Annotated in this window: 13 protein-coding genes and 1 riboswitch; of the genes, 3 read left to right on the forward strand and 10 right to left on the reverse strand. The window is 64.5% G+C overall.

Annotated elements, in window-relative coordinates; all coding sequences use genetic code 11:
• Positions 1–170 precede the first annotated feature (170 nt).
• The 3 genes from GA0061098_RS34320 to GA0061098_RS34330 all read right to left on the reverse strand — a co-directional run bounded on the left by GA0061098_RS34320 (position 171) and on the right by GA0061098_RS34330 (position 3,071).
• The gene (locus GA0061098_RS34320; RefSeq protein WP_091965834.1) at positions 171–1,223 is read right to left on the reverse strand and encodes a hypothetical protein; all 1,053 of its coding nucleotides are present in this window, start codon (positions 1,221–1,223) and stop codon (positions 171–173) included.
• A gap of 106 nt (positions 1,224–1,329) precedes the next feature.
• A complete protein-coding gene (locus GA0061098_RS34325) occupies positions 1,330–1,746 on the reverse strand; it encodes a PAS domain S-box protein (protein WP_091965893.1) in 417 nt (138 codons plus the stop codon).
• Positions 1,747–1,934: 188 nt separating this feature from the next.
• Entirely contained in the window at positions 1,935–3,071 is a 1,137-nt protein-coding gene (locus GA0061098_RS34330; RefSeq protein WP_091965835.1) for a 2'-deoxycytidine 5'-triphosphate deaminase, read from the reverse strand.
• A gap of 80 nt (positions 3,072–3,151) precedes the next feature.
• Positions 3,152–3,231: riboswitch (SAM riboswitch) on the forward strand.
• A gap of 74 nt (positions 3,232–3,305) precedes the next feature.
• Between GA0061098_RS34330 and GA0061098_RS34335 the strand changes: the two genes are divergently transcribed.
• A complete protein-coding gene (locus GA0061098_RS34335; protein ID WP_165637791.1) occupies positions 3,306–4,493 on the forward strand; it encodes an O-succinylhomoserine sulfhydrylase in 1,188 nt (395 codons plus the stop codon).
• Positions 4,494–4,667: 174 nt separating this feature from the next.
• Here GA0061098_RS34335 and GA0061098_RS34340 read toward each other — a convergent pair whose 3' ends face one another.
• The 3 genes from GA0061098_RS34340 to GA0061098_RS34350 are packed head-to-tail and all read right to left on the reverse strand — an operon-like array spanning position 4,668 to position 7,735.
• The gene (locus GA0061098_RS34340) at positions 4,668–5,654 is read right to left on the reverse strand and encodes an SGNH/GDSL hydrolase family protein (RefSeq protein WP_091965836.1); all 987 of its coding nucleotides are present in this window, start codon (positions 5,652–5,654) and stop codon (positions 4,668–4,670) included.
• Positions 5,655–5,666: 12 nt separating this feature from the next.
• The gene (locus GA0061098_RS34345; RefSeq protein ID WP_091965837.1) at positions 5,667–6,440 is read right to left on the reverse strand and encodes an SGNH/GDSL hydrolase family protein; all 774 of its coding nucleotides are present in this window, start codon (positions 6,438–6,440) and stop codon (positions 5,667–5,669) included.
• A complete protein-coding gene (locus GA0061098_RS34350; protein WP_091965838.1) occupies positions 6,440–7,735 on the reverse strand; it encodes an OpgC domain-containing protein in 1,296 nt (431 codons plus the stop codon). The genes GA0061098_RS34345 and GA0061098_RS34350 overlap by 1 nt, the downstream gene beginning before the upstream one ends.
• 179 nt (positions 7,736–7,914) lie before the next feature.
• Here GA0061098_RS34350 and apaG point away from each other — a divergent pair, with 179 nt between their 5' ends.
• Positions 7,915–8,307: a Co2+/Mg2+ efflux protein ApaG gene (gene apaG, locus GA0061098_RS34355; RefSeq protein WP_165637784.1), complete on the forward strand. Its 393-nt coding sequence runs from the start codon at positions 7,915–7,917 to the stop codon at positions 8,305–8,307.
• Between the two features lie 448 nt (positions 8,308–8,755).
• Here the strand turns inward: apaG and GA0061098_RS45320 are convergent, their stop codons facing one another.
• The 4 genes from GA0061098_RS45320 to GA0061098_RS34375 form a co-directional block, all read right to left on the reverse strand.
• The gene (locus tag GA0061098_RS45320) at positions 8,756–8,908 is read right to left on the reverse strand and encodes a hypothetical protein (protein WP_165637785.1); all 153 of its coding nucleotides are present in this window, start codon (positions 8,906–8,908) and stop codon (positions 8,756–8,758) included.
• A 399-nt stretch (positions 8,909–9,307) separates the two neighbouring features.
• On the reverse strand, positions 9,308–10,315 hold the full coding sequence (locus tag GA0061098_RS34365; protein WP_091965840.1) for an Hsp33 family molecular chaperone: 1,008 nt from the start codon (positions 10,313–10,315) through the stop codon (positions 9,308–9,310).
• 298 nt (positions 10,316–10,613) lie between these two features.
• Positions 10,614–11,537 carry an ornithine carbamoyltransferase gene (gene argF / locus GA0061098_RS34370; RefSeq protein WP_091965841.1) on the reverse strand — a complete coding sequence of 308 codons (924 nt, stop codon included), beginning with the start codon at positions 11,535–11,537 and terminating at the stop codon, positions 10,614–10,616.
• Entirely contained in the window at positions 11,537–12,745 is a 1,209-nt protein-coding gene (locus GA0061098_RS34375) for an aspartate aminotransferase family protein (protein WP_091965842.1), read from the reverse strand. Before GA0061098_RS34375 ends, argF begins: the two co-directional genes overlap by 1 nt.
• Positions 12,746–13,201: 456 nt before the next feature.
• Here GA0061098_RS34375 and GA0061098_RS34380 point away from each other — a divergent pair, with 456 nt between their 5' ends.
• Positions 13,202–13,714, forward strand: a complete 513-nt coding sequence (locus GA0061098_RS34380; protein ID WP_014491301.1) for a GcrA family cell cycle regulator — start codon at positions 13,202–13,204, stop codon at positions 13,712–13,714.
• Positions 13,715–13,902: the final 188 nt, after the last annotated feature.

A 13,902-nucleotide genomic window follows, 5' to 3' on the forward strand; every position in this document is an offset into this window, starting at 1 on the left:
CTTCGCGCAGAAGGCGCGGCGAGAGGCTTGTTAGCACGGCCCGCAGCGATTCCTCCTGCGCTAGCTGCAGGCGTGCCCTGCGGCAGCGCATTTCAGCCCGTGAGATTGCGGCTGTTGTTCTCCCTCTCCCCGCTTGCGGGGAGAGGCGAAGCGCGCGGCGGCGCCATCGCCTATTCCACGGCCCAAACCAGCGGCGGACGGCCGCCAGCAGCAGCGCGCATGCGCACGCCGATATGCCGCCCGCATCCCGCAGCTAGCCCCTCGAACAAGCCCTCCAACACCCTGGCGCAGGCGGGGTGATAATCGGCGACGTCGTCCATCAGCTTCCAGCTCTGCTGGCGGATTTCGAAGGTGCCTTCGGATTGCGAGGTCTCGGCCGTGTCATCCTGCGCCGCGAACAGCGCGTTCAGGAACGACGCGAATTCGCTTGCCCCGCCGCGGCTCATCGCCAGCGCGGCGGCGACTTCGTCGAAATATTGCATCCCGATCAACTTGCCGGTGAGGTGCAGCAGATAGCCGGCGTCTTCCGGGCCGAACAACTGCACCATCACGGGCGCCGCCGTGCGCACATACTCCATCGCATAGTTGCGATAGGCTTTTTCGAGGCGCGGTTTCGGCCAGCTCGCAACCGGCAGAGCCGGCGCAGTCTTCGCGTCGAACAGCGGCGCTTCGAGGTGGCGCGCGAACACGAGCCGCTGGTCCAGCTCGAGCGGATGATCGTACTGGTGGTAGTAGCCTTCCAGCCCGTCCTGCCCGTCGACGCTCTGCTTGGTGCAGACGAAGCCGAGCCTGAGATCGCCGAGCGCAACGCCGTTATTGGCGTGCCATCCCCGCAGCATCGCGCGCGAGACCTCGCCCGGCACGCCGCAGATCGCGGTGCCCTTCCAGATCCAGCGCGGCGGCGGATAGCGGATCCAGGCCTTGGCGTCATTCTCATACATGTATTCGACATGCACGCCGCCGATCCAGTTCGAGAGATAGTGATATTGCGCGGCCGCCACCGCCGGCGGCAGATGATCGATCCCCAGCTTCCTAAGCCCGGGCAGGAAGCGCTCCTGCTGCTGGCGGCGGAACACGCGGAAGACGAACTCCGCTGCATCCGCAGTGCCGCGCCGCGTGACGACGGTGAGGATGAGGGCGGTGAAATAGGCGTGATAGAGGTCGGCGACCGCACGCCAGCGCTTCCATTGGGCTTCCTGCGCGGCGTCAGCTGCGGAGGTCATTCGTTTCGCTCCCGATCGTGTTGCGATCGAGTGTGTCACCGCACCCTCCGGCAGGCAACATGACGCCCGTGCAGAGCGCCCTGCGTGGCCACCCGCCAATTCCGCATCACGAAGTTTGCGGTGGCGTCTTGGCCGCGCGCTCTCGCTCGACCCGGTCGGTGACATCGCGCGCCATCGCCACCGATCCCAAGACGTTGCCGCCGGAATCCCGCACCAACGCAAAGGTCATCTCGATGTAGAGCTTGCGCCCGCTCTTATGCAGCGCGCGGGTCAGTGTCGGCCTGCCCGCAAGCTTCATGCTGCCGCTGGCCAGCGCAGCTTCAAAGCCCTTCCAGTGCGCGGCGCGCAGGTGTTCGGGAATGATCAGATCGAGATTCTGGCCGAGCGCTTCCGCAGCGGAGAAGCCGAACAGCGCCGCCGCTGCACGGTTCCACCGCATGATCGTGCCGGAGCGATCCGAATAGATCAGCGCATCCGCGACGTCTTCGACGATCTTTGCGTCGAGTTCGGATTGGTTGCTCATGTCACCACCTTGCATGTAGCCCGAATTTCGCTTCGCATCCTGACACACCGGTGTCATCGCCCGACCAGTGCGCAATTGCGCACGAGGATCGGGCGATCCAGTATTCCAGAGGCGATCACTATAGAGCCGACAGGCCGCGGCGTACTGGATGCCCCGGTCAAGCCGGGGCATGACAGTAAAATGGGCAGCTACACCCGAAAATGCTTCGATAGTTTGAGGCCCTGGGCCTGATAGTTCGAGCCGATGCGTTGGCCGTACATCGCGTCGGGACGGGCCAGCATCTTCTCGTAGACGAGGCGGCCGACGATCTGGCCATGCTCGAGGATGAACGGCACTTCGCGCGACCGCACTTCCAGCACGGCGCGCGCGCCTTTTCCGCCCGCGCCGGCATAACCGAAGCCGGGATCGAAGAATCCGGCATAATGCACGCGGAATTCGCCGACCAGCGGATCGAACGGCACCATCTCCGCGGCATAGTCGGGCGGCACCTGCACCGCTTCCTTCGACGCCAGGATGTAGAACTCGCCGGGATCGAGGATCAGGCTGCCGTCGGGACGAGCCGAGATCGGCTCCCAGAAGTCCTCGACGGAATAGCCGGAGCGGCGATCGACGTCGACGACACCGGTGTGGCGCTTGGCGCGGTAGCCGACGAAGCCGTTTGCCTTCTCGCCGGAGAGATCGACGGAGACGGCGACGCCGCCGGAGAGATCAGCATCGTCGACGTCGACGAGGCGCTCGGCGGCATGCAAGCCGTCGAGCTCGTCGGCATTGAGGATGGCGTCACCGGTGCGGAAGCGCACCTGCGACAGACGCGAGCCCTCGCTGACCAGCACCGGAAACGTCTTCGGGCTGATCTCGGCATAGAGCGGGCCGTGATAGCCGGCACCGATCATGTCGAAGCGGCGGGTGCCGTCGGCGATGACGCGGGTGAAGACGTCGAGCCGGCCGGTGGAGCTCTTCGGATTCGCAGCCGCGACGATCTCCGGCGGCAGCGCGAGGCTCTCCAGCAGCGGCACGATGTAGACGCAGTTGGTCTCCAGCACCGCTCCGTCGGCGAGGCTGAATTCGTGCAGCTTCAATTCGTCGATGCGCTCGGCGACGGTGGCGCCGGGACCGGGCAGGAAGCTGGCGCGGACGCGATAAGCGATGTCGCCGAGACGCAGATCGAGGCTCGCCGGCTGGATCTGGCTCTCGACGAAGTCATAGGCGGGCAGGATGAGCCCGGCCGCCGCCATCGCCGCGATCATGCGGTCGGGCAGGATACCATTGGCGTCGGGCGCAACCGTGAACGTCAACCGGGGGTCCTCTTCAGGGGGCAGATGCATCCGGACATGCCGGAAATACAAGTCTTTTACGGCTATCCGATGGACGCCTTGACGGAAAGGGCATTGCGGAATATGAGCATCACTTATCCCGTGGTGATTTGAGCCGGCCGGCTTGCAGCCACGTTAAATAAGTCGCTAAACAGGCCGGGGACCTCTGTGATCCCGGCCCGTGGAGATATCCAGGCCGGTTTTTTTGTGACCGTTTTCGACGAGACGGTCATGTCGGAGGTACCTATGTCGAAATCGACCACCAACTACCGTCCCGAAACCCGCCTGGTCCATTCCGGCACCCTGCGCTCGCAATATGGCGAGACGTCGGAGGCGCTGTTCCTGACCCAGGGCTACGTCTACGACACTGCCGAGCAATGCGAGGCGCGGTTCAAGGGCGAGGATCCGGGCTTCATCTATTCGCGCTACTCCAATCCCACCATCGCGATGTTCGAGCGCCGCATGATCGAGCTCGAAGGCGCCGAAGCCGCCCGCTCGGCGGCGACCGGCATGGCCGCGGTGACGACTGCGATCCTGGCGCCGCTTAGGGCCGGCGACCACGTGGTGGCTTCCCGCGCCCTGTTCGGCTCGTGCCTTTACGTCATCCAGGACCTGCTGCCGCGCTACGGCATCGAGACCACGCTGGTGGACGGGCTCGACCTCGACCAATGGCAGCGCGCCGTGAGGCCGAACACCAAGACGTTCTTCCTGGAGAGCCCGACCAATCCGACGCTGGATGTGCTCGACATCCCAGGGATTGCCGAGATCGCGCACAAGGGCGGCGCGCGGCTCGTCGTCGACAACGTGTTCGCAACACCGATCTGGCAGAGCCCGCTGGCGCTCGGGGCCGACGTCGTGGTCTATTCCGCGACCAAGCATATCGACGGCCAGGGCCGCTGCCTCGGCGGCATCATCCTGTCGTCGGAAGCCTTCATCGCCGAGCACATCCACAATTTCATGCGCCAGACCGGCCCGTCGATCTCGCCGTTCAACGCCTGGGTCCTGCTCAAGGGCCTGGAGACGCTGGGCGTGCGCGTGCGCGCGCAGACCGATACGGCCGCGCGCATCGCCGACGTGCTGGCGAGCCATCCGAAGATCTCGCGACTGGTTTTCCCGGGCCGCGCCGATCATCCGCAGGCAGCATTGGTGAAAAAGCAGATGCGCGGCGGCTCGACGCTGGTCGGCTTCGAGGTGAAGGGCGGAAAGGCCGCGGCGTTCCGTGTGCTCAACGAATTGAAACTGGCGAAGATCTCCAACAATCTCGGCGACGCCAAGAGCCTCGTCACGCATCCGGCGACCACGACGCATCAGCGCCTGAAGCCGGAGGACCGCGCCGCGCTCGGCATCAGCGAAGGTTTTATCCGCTTCTCCGCGGGGCTGGAGCATGCCGATGATCTGATCGAGGATCTGACCGCGGCGCTGGAGAAGGCGTGAGGTTCTTACCCTCCCCTGGAGGGGGAGGGTTGCTACGCATGCAGCGAAGCGGAATGCGTAGCGGGGTGGGGTGACGGTCTTCCCACATCCAACAGTGCCCGAGTGGAGAGATCACCCCACCCCGCTCGCGCTTCGCGCGATCGACCCTCCCCCTCCAGGGGAGGGTGAAGCAAGCTACATCGGCCGATACGTTCTTACGTCCGCGGGCACGTTCACGCCCAGCTTGATCTGCCCCACCGAGCGGATGATGTCGTCGCCGAGCAGCTGGGCGAAGCAGGCATAGCCCCAATCGTTCATGTGCAGGCCGTCGGCGATGACGAAGCTCTCGACCGGAATCGACTGGTTCTCGTGCCAGTCGCGCATCACCTCGAAGCGCGGGAAGATGCCGACGTGACGCAGCTCGGCGACCTTGCCGAGCAGCTTCACCATCTTGCCGGCGCTTTCGCCGCGCTGGTTGACGGCCGGCGAATATTGCGGATCGACCAGCACGATGTCGGCGCCGCCGGCGGCCTGGATGCGGCTGATGCCGTCCTCGACCAGTTTGGCGGTGTCGCCGGGATCGAGGTTGCGCAGCACAGCGTTGGTGCCGACCTGCCAGATCACGAGATCCGGATGCACGTCGATCACCTGCGTCTGGAGGCGCTTCATCATCTCGGGCGCATCCTCGCCGCCGACGCCGGCATTGACGACGGTGATGTCGGCGGTCGGATAGTGGCGGCGCAGCTGGGCAGCAAGACGGTTCGGATAATTGAATTCCGGCGAGCTCGCGCCGAATCCTGCGGTCGACGACGAGCCGAACGCGACGATGAGGACGGGCTGGCCGGCCACGAGCTTGCTTGCAACATGCAGCAGCGAGCCCATCGCCTTCGAGCCGCCCTTTGACGGCAGGCAGGGCACGCGGTTGAAGACGTCGCCGGCGGATTTGGCGACCTGCTTCACCTTGTCGATGGCGCGCGCCGTGATGCCGCGCTGCTCGGGCGAGGTCACGGCAACGGTGGTCTGGGACGGCGAAGCGGGAGCGGGATCAGCCGACTGCGCCGGTGCTTGTGTCGCCTGCGCGGCTTGGGTCTGCGCATGCGAGGCTGGCGCCAGCAACAACAGCACTGCTGCTGCAGGTGCGGCCAGCCATGCCGTCAGGCAAAAAGGGCGGAGAGAACTCATTAACGCTAGACCTCAATTTTGCTGCTGGGCCGGCTCCAGATGGGCTGCGTCGATCACGAACTGTGCCAACGCCCGGCCAAGGCAATCATGAACCTGCTTCGCCAGTTCGGGCCCGCGGGACGGACTGAACAGGTCGAACTGACCCTGATCATTCCACTGCCGCATGATCGTGAAGCGATCGAACAGCGGGATGTCGTGCTCCTGCGCCACCACGCGCATATTATCGAGAAAAGGCTGCGCCGAGATCATGGTTTCGGTGCGCGGGCTGTACTGCAAATTCATCAAGACGACGTCGGCCCCTGCCTTTTGCAGCGCAACAACCCCGTCGGTCACCGCGCTCCGAAATTCGTCGGGATCGATGGATCGGATAGCATCCACGGTCCCGGTCTGCCAGATGACCAAAGTAGGCGTCTTTGCTTCCACCAGCTTAACGAAGGTCGAGGCGGCCTCCTCCGCCGTTCTCTTGCTCTGTATTTCTACGGAGACGTGCACCGCTTCTGACGGTGGCAGCTTTTCCTTCAGAACCGCTTCCATGCGCGCCGGATAGGAGCTGCCCTCCGAGGACGGAATCGTGGTCGAGCGGCTGCCGACGACCAGGATTTCGAGCGGCTTGCCAGCCTTGACGGCCTCGGCGACCTTAGGAAGCTGGCTTTCGCTGGTAAGCAGATAAGACGGCAATTCGCACGCCGCGGGCGCACCGGCAGGCGCGGCATCGCCCGCGCGCGCCACAGGCGCGGCGAGGCTACCGCATAGCAGGACCAGGCTCAGGAGAACCTTCGCCTTCATCAGCCCCCTCCCGCCAGATCGGCGTTGCCGACGGCGTTTTTGGTTTTCGCACCGCTCTTGTCAGCCACGCGTTTGTACCACGAAATCACCCAGGCCACGCCCCACATGATCAGGACCCCGGAGAGACTAATCAGCGCATGCATGGCTGCGCCGCCGGAGACTTCGGCGAGAATGAAATGCCCGGCGAAGGCCAGAAAGACGCCGAGGCAGAAGATCTCGAGAGAATGCTGGCCACATAGAATCAATGGTCGCAACCAGCGCGATTTCAAGCCCGGCCAATCCCGGGGTAGGAAGCGGACGGTGAGCGCGGCCAGCGCCAGGAAATGCGTGAAGCGCAGCACGTCGAGATCGGTCTTGTCGATCGGATACATCCACTGCTCGACCCGCTTCGGCATGAATTGGGAGAGCTGCGGCACGTACCAGGTCAGCGTCACGTAGAACGCCGCGGCGAGATAGGCGATCGCGATCCACATCGTCACCGGCGAAGCCAGGATACGCGACATCCGTCGCGCACCTCCGAGCGCGCACCATGCCCCGAAGACGAACAGCAATTGCCAGGCCAACGGATTGAAGGCCCAGAAGCCGTTCGGATAGGCGGAGAAGTAGAGATCGTACTCCCAGGTGACCGCGTAGAGCACGACCGAGAGGCCGAGCGTGACGTCGGGGCGCCATTTCATCGACCACAGGATCAGCGGCAGCGCCAGCATCAGCACGATGTAGAGCGGCAGCACGTCCATGTTGACGGGGCGGAAACGCAGCAGCAGCGCCTGCACGATGGTGACGTCGGGCTGCTTGAGGAAATCCATGATACCCATCTCCTCGGTGTAGAGCGGGTTCTCGAACCGGGTCGCCACATAGGAGATTTCGGCGAGGAAGATCGTGAACAGGAAGACGTGGGCGACGTAGATCTGCCAGACCCGGCGCAGGATGCGCGCGGTGGCGATGACGACGCCGCTCTCCAGCATCGCCCTTCCGTAGACGAAGGCGGCGGTGTAGCCGGAGATGAAGATGAAGATCTCGGTGGCGTCGCTGAAGCCGTAATTGCGGATCGTGAACCAGGTCAGCAGACTCGGCGGCAGATGGTCGATGAAGATCAGCCACAGCGCCAGCCCGCGGAACAGGTCGAGCCGGAGCTCGCGCTCGCCGATGGCGGGCAGCGTGATGGCCGGTGCGGTCGCGCGCGTCTTCGCGCCCGCGGGCTTGCTGTCCACAGGCGTGCTGTCTGCAGGCTTGGCGTCTGCAGGCTTGGCGGTTCCCGCGATCGTCGATCCCGTCACATGGTCGGCAATGGTCATCGGGGCCTAAAAACCCTTCCGCAAATCGCGACGTTGAGGAGTGTACCGGTCCGGTCGTCATCTCGCAAAGCGGCCGGATCACGTCCGGGTGTCATTCCCTTTGAATTCTGGCGGGACGATGTCGCCAAAGCCGCCTCCGGCGTTTGGTTCCAGCGCCCGATTTCGGTATGATAGCAACCATGTACCGCGCCGTGACCCGCCAGATCGAAGTGACCGTCGAGCCGAACTTTGTTCCGGAGCAGTCGTCGGCCGACCGCTCCCGTTACTTCTGGTCCTACACCATCGTCATCGTCAATTCGGGCGAGGAGACCGTGCAGCTCAAGGCGCGGCACTGGATCATCACCGATGCCTCCGGGCGCCAGCAGGAGGTGAAGGGCGAGGGCGTGGTCGGCGAGCAGCCGATCCTGGCCCCCGGCGAGCGCTTCGAATACACCTCCGGCGTCCCGCTCTCGACCGCCTCGGGCTTCATGACCGGCCGCTACCAGATGGTCACCGAAAGCGGCGAGCGCTTCGAGATCGACGTGCCGGCGTTTTCGCTGGACAGCCCGGACAATAAGAGGGTGTTGAATTAGGAGCGACGCTCCTTGCGCAGCTGCCGTAGGGTGGGCAAAGGCGCAACGCGCCGTGCCCACCATTTTTCGCGAATTCGGAGACAAATCGTGGGCACGCTTTCGCTTTGCCCACCCTACGATATTGGGGCGCTTGGCAAGCAGCAAAGTAGGATGGGTAGAGCGAAGCGAAACCCATCGTCCCTCATCCTCGCGGAAGCATGATGGGTTTCGCTTCGCTCTACCCATCCTACGACAGCCAATTTGCAGACACGCCTCCGCGGCCTCGCGGCTTGAATCGCCCGAGCTTTGCTTCGTCGCTTCACCCTCATAAAGCCAAGAGGGCGCAGGGAAGACCGGGTGCCGGCTGGCACCCGCGGTCTGCTGCGCGAAAAGCACACGCAAGAAGACCGCACAGCAGCATACAGGTGTCGCCGATCACTCGGCCTTCCCTGCGCGATGGTTGGACGGCTTATGCCGTGATCTCCCGGGAGCCGAGTTCGTTCTGGCCTCCCTCGCCGTTCGAATTGACGATGCCGTCCACCCGGTTGGGCTCGCGCGCATCTTCGAAAGGCTTGACCGTAGCAACGACGGCCTGGACCACACGGTTTTGCCGTACGCGCATTCGCTGGTCACCACATTATCTCCCGGCCTTGTCGACGTTGCCGGAAGAATGTGGCGAGACGAACTGAACAGCGCCGCTCATCTACACGCGGTTACGGGCTCACAGGGATTACCCGCCCTGCCCACACCTCTCGTGCCGACGCTGCCGCGTCCACCGCAAGCCCGGCTCTCGATGCGTGACGACACAAGATCGCCCCTCTTGGGTGAGCCGGGATGGGCGATAGATACGACAAAACCGAATTTCGGTAAAGTGGAATGTTTTTAGCAAGGCGGATTGACAGAGGGCGACACAGCAAGCTGCCGTAGGGTGGGCAAAGCGAAGCGTGCCCACGTTTTTGGTCGTCATCGAGAGATCGCGGGCACGGCGCAAGTGCGCCTTTGCCCACCCTACGAGAGCTCGCTACGCGTCCTCCACGCCGGCCTCGTCCGGCGTGAAATCGTACACCGAGCTGCAGAACTCGCAGGTGACGACGACCTTGTCGTCCTTGACCATGGCGGCGCGGTCGTCGGGCGAGAAGCTCTTCAACATCGATGCGACCGCATCGCGCGAGCAGGAGCATTGCGCCTTGAGGACCATCGGATTGAACACGCGCACGCCGCGCTCGTGAAACAGGCGGAACAACAGCCGCTCGCCGGAGAGCTCGGGATCGATCAGCTCGACATCCTCGACGGTCTCGATCAGCGAACGCGCCTCGACCCAGGCGTCGTCTTCGGCAACGCTGTGCACCTCGACGCCATCGGGGGCATCGCCGGGATGCAGATCGGCCTGCCGCGCGCGCTCCGCCGCCTTCGGCAGAAACTGCATCAGCATGCCGCCGGCGCGCCAGCGATGCTTGCCGCCGTCGTTGGAGCGCCATTCCTCGCCGACCGCGAGGCGCACGCGCGTCGGGATCTGCTCGGAGCGCAGGAAATATTCGTGGGCGGCGTCTTCGAGGCTGCCGCCGTCGAGCGCGACCAGACCCTGGTAGCGGCTCATGTCGGGGCCCTGGTCGATGGTCATGGCGAGATGACCGCGGCCGAGCAGCGTGCCGGAATCCCTGGTATCGCCGAGACGCGCGGCATCGAAGCGCGCATAGGCCCGCAGGCGATCCGGCGCCATGTAGTCGACGACCAGGAACGACACCGGGCCGTCGGTCTGGGCCTGCAGGATGAAGCGCCCCTCGAATTTCAGCGCCGAGCCGAGCAGCGTCGTCAGCACGATGGCCTCGCCGAGCAGCTTGCCGACCGGCGCCGGATAATCGTGCTTGGTCAGGATCTCGTCGAGCGCCGGGCCAAGCCGCACGAGGCGCCCGCGCACGTCGAGCGCATCGACCTCGTAGGGCAACACGGCGTCATCGATCGGAACCGCTGATGGCGCGCGAACCGGGCCTTCGGGGCCGGCTTTCATCTGAGGGGATTGGGAAACCATGGGGCGTTATCTGGGGTCGGAGGGTGGGAATTGGAAGGGGCGCTGGGTGGCGTGTTCCGGATGCGAATTGGACTGTATCAAGCCGTCTCAAGCCTGCTGTCGTCCCGGACAAGCGTAGCGTAGCGAAGCGCAGATCCGGGACCCATAACCACAGGACTACGTTGCAGCCAGCGATGACAACTCCGAGTCCTCGCCAAACGACTTCCTGTGGTTATGGGTCCCGGATCTGCGCGCGCTTTAGGCGCGCTTGTCCGGGACGACAGTTGTGTGTGAGGCCGCGGCCGGGCTTCGTGCGCCCTTACTTCACCGCGTCAAAGCACCAGGCCAGAATGCCCTTCTGCGCGTGCAGGCGATTTTCGGCCTCGTCGAACACGACCGATTGCGGACCGTCGATCACGTCATCGGTGACCTCCTCGCCGCGATGGGCGGGCAGGCAGTGCATGAACAGCGCATCGGGCTTGGCCAGCGACATCAGCTTGCCGTTGACCTGATAGGGCTTGAGCACGTTGTGACGATGCTCGCCTTCCTTGTCGCCCATCGAAACCCAGGTGTCGGTGACGACACAGTCGGCGCCGCGCACGGCGGCTTCCGGGTCGGTGCCGAGCATGATCGGCGCGCCGGTCGCCTTGATAAAGTCGCGCATCGCTTTTTTCGGCGCGAGCTCCGGCGGCGTTGCGACGTTGAGCTGGAACTTGAAGCGCTCGGCTGCGTGAGCCCAGGACGCCAGCACGTTGTTGTCGTCGCCGGTCCAGGCCACCGTCTTGCCCTCGATCGGGCCGCGATGCTCCTCATAGGTCATGAGGTCGGCCATCACCTGACAGGGATGCGAGCGCCGCGTCAGGCCGTTGATGACGGGCACGGTGGCGTTGGCCGCAAGCTCCAGCAGCGCGTCGTGGTTGAGGATGCGGATCATGATGGCGTCGACATAGCGCGACAGCACGCGCGCGGTGTCGGCGATGGTCTCGCCGCGGCCGAGCTGCATCTCGGCACCGGTGAGCATGATGGGCTCGCCGCCGAGCTGACGCATCGCGACATCGAACGACACGCGTGTCCGGGTCGACGGGCGCTCGAAGATCATCGCCAGCGTCTTGCCTTCAAGGGGCCTGACCGGCTGCTGCGCCTTCTGCTTCGCCTTCATGGCGGAGGACGCCGCGAGCATGGTCTTGAGCTCCGACAGCGGCAGCTCGTTGATATCAAGGAAGTGCTTCGGGGACTTGCTCATCAGCTTGCCGCCCGCTTGGTCTGGCTGGACGAGATTGCGGCGCAGGCGCGCTCGAGCCGCCCGACGCTGTCCTCGATCTCGGCTTCGGTCACGATCAGCGGCGGCAGGAAACGCACGACATTGTCGCCGGCACCCACCGTGAGCAGTTTTTCATTGCGCAGTGCCGCGACGAGATCGCCGGAGGGCACCACGGCCTTGATGCCGATCAGAAGGCCCTCGCCGCGCACTTCGCTGACGACATCGCCATGACGGTCGATCACGGAGGCGAGCTTCTGCTTCAGCAGCAGCGACATCTTCTGCACGTGGTCGAAGAAGCCGGGCTTGAGCATGACGTCGAGCACCGCATTGGCCGCGGAGATCGCCAGCGGATTGCCGCCGAAGGTCGAGCCGTGCGAGCCGGGCCCCATGCCGGCTGCCGCATCCGCGGTCGCCAGCACAGCGCCGATCGGGAAGCCGCCGCCGAGCGCCTTCGCCAGCGACATCACGTCAGGTGTGACGCCGGTGCGCCGATAGGCGAACAGATCGCCGGCGCGGCCCATGCCGGTCTGCACCTCGTCGAAGGCGAGCAGCAGGCCCTTCTCGTCGCAAAGCTGGCGCAACGCCTTGAGGAAGGTCGGCGTTGCCGAGCGCACGCCGCCCTCGCCCTGGATCGGCTCGATCAGGATGCCGGCGGTGTGCGGGCCGATCGCCTTCTTGACGGCCTCGATATCGCCATGCGGCACCTGGTCGAAGCCTTCCATGGGCGGGCCGAAGCCTTCGAGATATTTTGCAGAGCCGGTCGCCGCGAGCGTTGCCAGGGTGCGGCCGTGAAACGCGCCTTCGAAAGTGATGATGCGATAACGTTCCGGATGGCCCTTGGAGAAGTGATGATGGCGGACCAGCTTGATCACGCCCTCCAGCGCTTCGGCGCCCGAATTGCAGAAGAACACGAAGTCGGCAAAGCTCTCGTTGCAAAGCCGGTTGGCGAGCTTCTCGCCATCCGGGCTCTGGAACAGGTTCGACATGTGCCAGAGCTTCGTCGCCTGCTCCTGCAGCGCCTTGATCAGATGCGGGTGGCAATGGCCGAGCGCATTCACAGCCACGCCCGAGGTGAAATCGAGATAGCGATCGCCATTGGTCGCGATCAGCCAGCAGCCTTCGCCGCGCTCGAAGCCGAGGTCGGCTCTGGCGAAAACGGGGAGCAAATGCGGCGCTGCGCTGTTAGTCATGATGTCACTTGAATGTTGAGGACGGTGTGACGCGTGCATTGCGCAACGCACCATCGACCGGCCCGGAAAACGAAACGTGCCGCCTTTTAAGGGCGGCACGCGGGACTATCTTATGCTTGGCAAGACGGGTGTCAATGCCGCCCGGAAAGCCTCGGGAAACGCTGAATCCGTAGTCTTGCGGTGCCGATTTTGCGGGTTTTCACCACGGAACATGTGGAAGCGAGTCGGCGGACTCTTGCGCGGGAGTCACGCCATATTGTAGCGTTTGGATTGTCAGATACGACATCTCGTGCAGCGGTTCTGATCTCAAGAGTCCTCATGTACCGGCGTAAACGTTCGGGCGTCAGTCACGCGCCCGGCGAGCCTTAAGGGATTCTGGCGGCACGGGTTTTTGAAGACTTAGGCAATCGCTGCGAGGCCCCAGGATGGCTGGCGCGTAGCGAGGGAAAGGGTGCAATGACGGTTTTGACCTGGTCCGACGATCGCGTCGAGCAGCTGAAAAAGCTCTGGGAGGCCGGACTTTCGGCCAGCCAGATCGCAGCTGAGCTCGGCAATGTGACCCGCAATGCCGTGATCGGCAAAGTGCACAGGCTCGGTCTGTCCGGCCGCGCCAAGAGCCCTTCATCGGCAGCGCCCCGGCCGCGCAAGGCGCGTCCCGCGCAGCACATGATGCGGGTGACCCGCCCCATCGCGCGCGGCAACACCGCGCTGGCACAGGCCTTCGAGGTCGAGGTGGAGGCTGAACCGGTCACCTACGACAACGTGGTGCCGATGAGCCAGCGGCTGTCGCTGCTCGAGCTGAACGAGGCGACCTGCCACTGGCCGGTCGGCGATCCCTCGAGCCCGGATTTCTTCTTCTGCGGTGGCAAGGCACTGTCCGGCCTGCCCTACTGTGCCCAGCACTCGCGCGTGGCGTATCAGCCGGCGGCGGATCGCCGTCGCGCCCCGGCAAAGCCGGGCCCGCGCTGAGCGGATCTAACTGATCGCAAAGACGGCAGCCGTCACACGATGACGGCTCAAACCACTCGGTGTCATCCCCGCGAACGCGGGAATCCATAACCACAGGGCGCAGTTGTTGCGCGAGATGGTCACTCCGAGTCTTCGCCAAACCACGCCCTGTGGTTATGGGTCCCGGATCGGCGCTTCGCTTCGCTACG

This window comes from Bradyrhizobium shewense (genome assembly GCF_900094605.1).
Classification (GTDB): Bacteria; Pseudomonadota; Alphaproteobacteria; order Rhizobiales; family Xanthobacteraceae; genus Bradyrhizobium; species Bradyrhizobium shewense.

What these genes read in the sequence shown, in the direction of transcription:
- GA0061098_RS34330 (WP_091965835.1), bottom strand. Translation starts at nt 3,071, where the DNA reads ATGCATCTGCCCCCTGAAGAGGACCCCCGGTTGACGTTCACGGTTGCG.
- GA0061098_RS34350 (WP_091965838.1), bottom strand. Translation starts at nt 7,735, where the DNA reads ATGACCATTGCCGACCATGTGACGGGATCGACGATCGCGGGAACCGCC.
- GA0061098_RS34340 (WP_091965836.1), bottom strand. Translation starts at nt 5,654, where the DNA reads ATGAGTTCTCTCCGCCCTTTTTGCCTGACGGCATGGCTGGCCGCACCT.
- GA0061098_RS34345 (WP_091965837.1), bottom strand. Translation starts at nt 6,440, where the DNA reads ATGAAGGCGAAGGTTCTCCTGAGCCTGGTCCTGCTATGCGGTAGCCTC.
- apaG (WP_165637784.1), top strand. Translation starts at nt 7,915, where the DNA reads ATGTACCGCGCCGTGACCCGCCAGATCGAAGTGACCGTCGAGCCGAAC.
- GA0061098_RS34320 (WP_091965834.1), bottom strand. Translation starts at nt 1,223, where the DNA reads ATGACCTCCGCAGCTGACGCCGCGCAGGAAGCCCAATGGAAGCGCTGG.
- GA0061098_RS34325 (WP_091965893.1), bottom strand. Translation starts at nt 1,746, where the DNA reads ATGAGCAACCAATCCGAACTCGACGCAAAGATCGTCGAAGACGTCGCG.
- GA0061098_RS34375 (WP_091965842.1), bottom strand. Translation starts at nt 12,745, where the DNA reads ATGACTAACAGCGCAGCGCCGCATTTGCTCCCCGTTTTCGCCAGAGCC.
- GA0061098_RS45320 (WP_165637785.1), bottom strand. Translation starts at nt 8,908, where the DNA reads ATGCGCGTACGGCAAAACCGTGTGGTCCAGGCCGTCGTTGCTACGGTC.
- GA0061098_RS34365 (WP_091965840.1), bottom strand. Translation starts at nt 10,315, where the DNA reads ATGGTTTCCCAATCCCCTCAGATGAAAGCCGGCCCCGAAGGCCCGGTT.
- GA0061098_RS34335 (WP_165637791.1), top strand. Translation starts at nt 3,306, where the DNA reads ATGTCGAAATCGACCACCAACTACCGTCCCGAAACCCGCCTGGTCCAT.
- argF (WP_091965841.1), bottom strand. Translation starts at nt 11,537, where the DNA reads ATGAGCAAGTCCCCGAAGCACTTCCTTGATATCAACGAGCTGCCGCTG.
- GA0061098_RS34380 (WP_014491301.1), top strand. Translation starts at nt 13,202, where the DNA reads ATGACGGTTTTGACCTGGTCCGACGATCGCGTCGAGCAGCTGAAAAAG.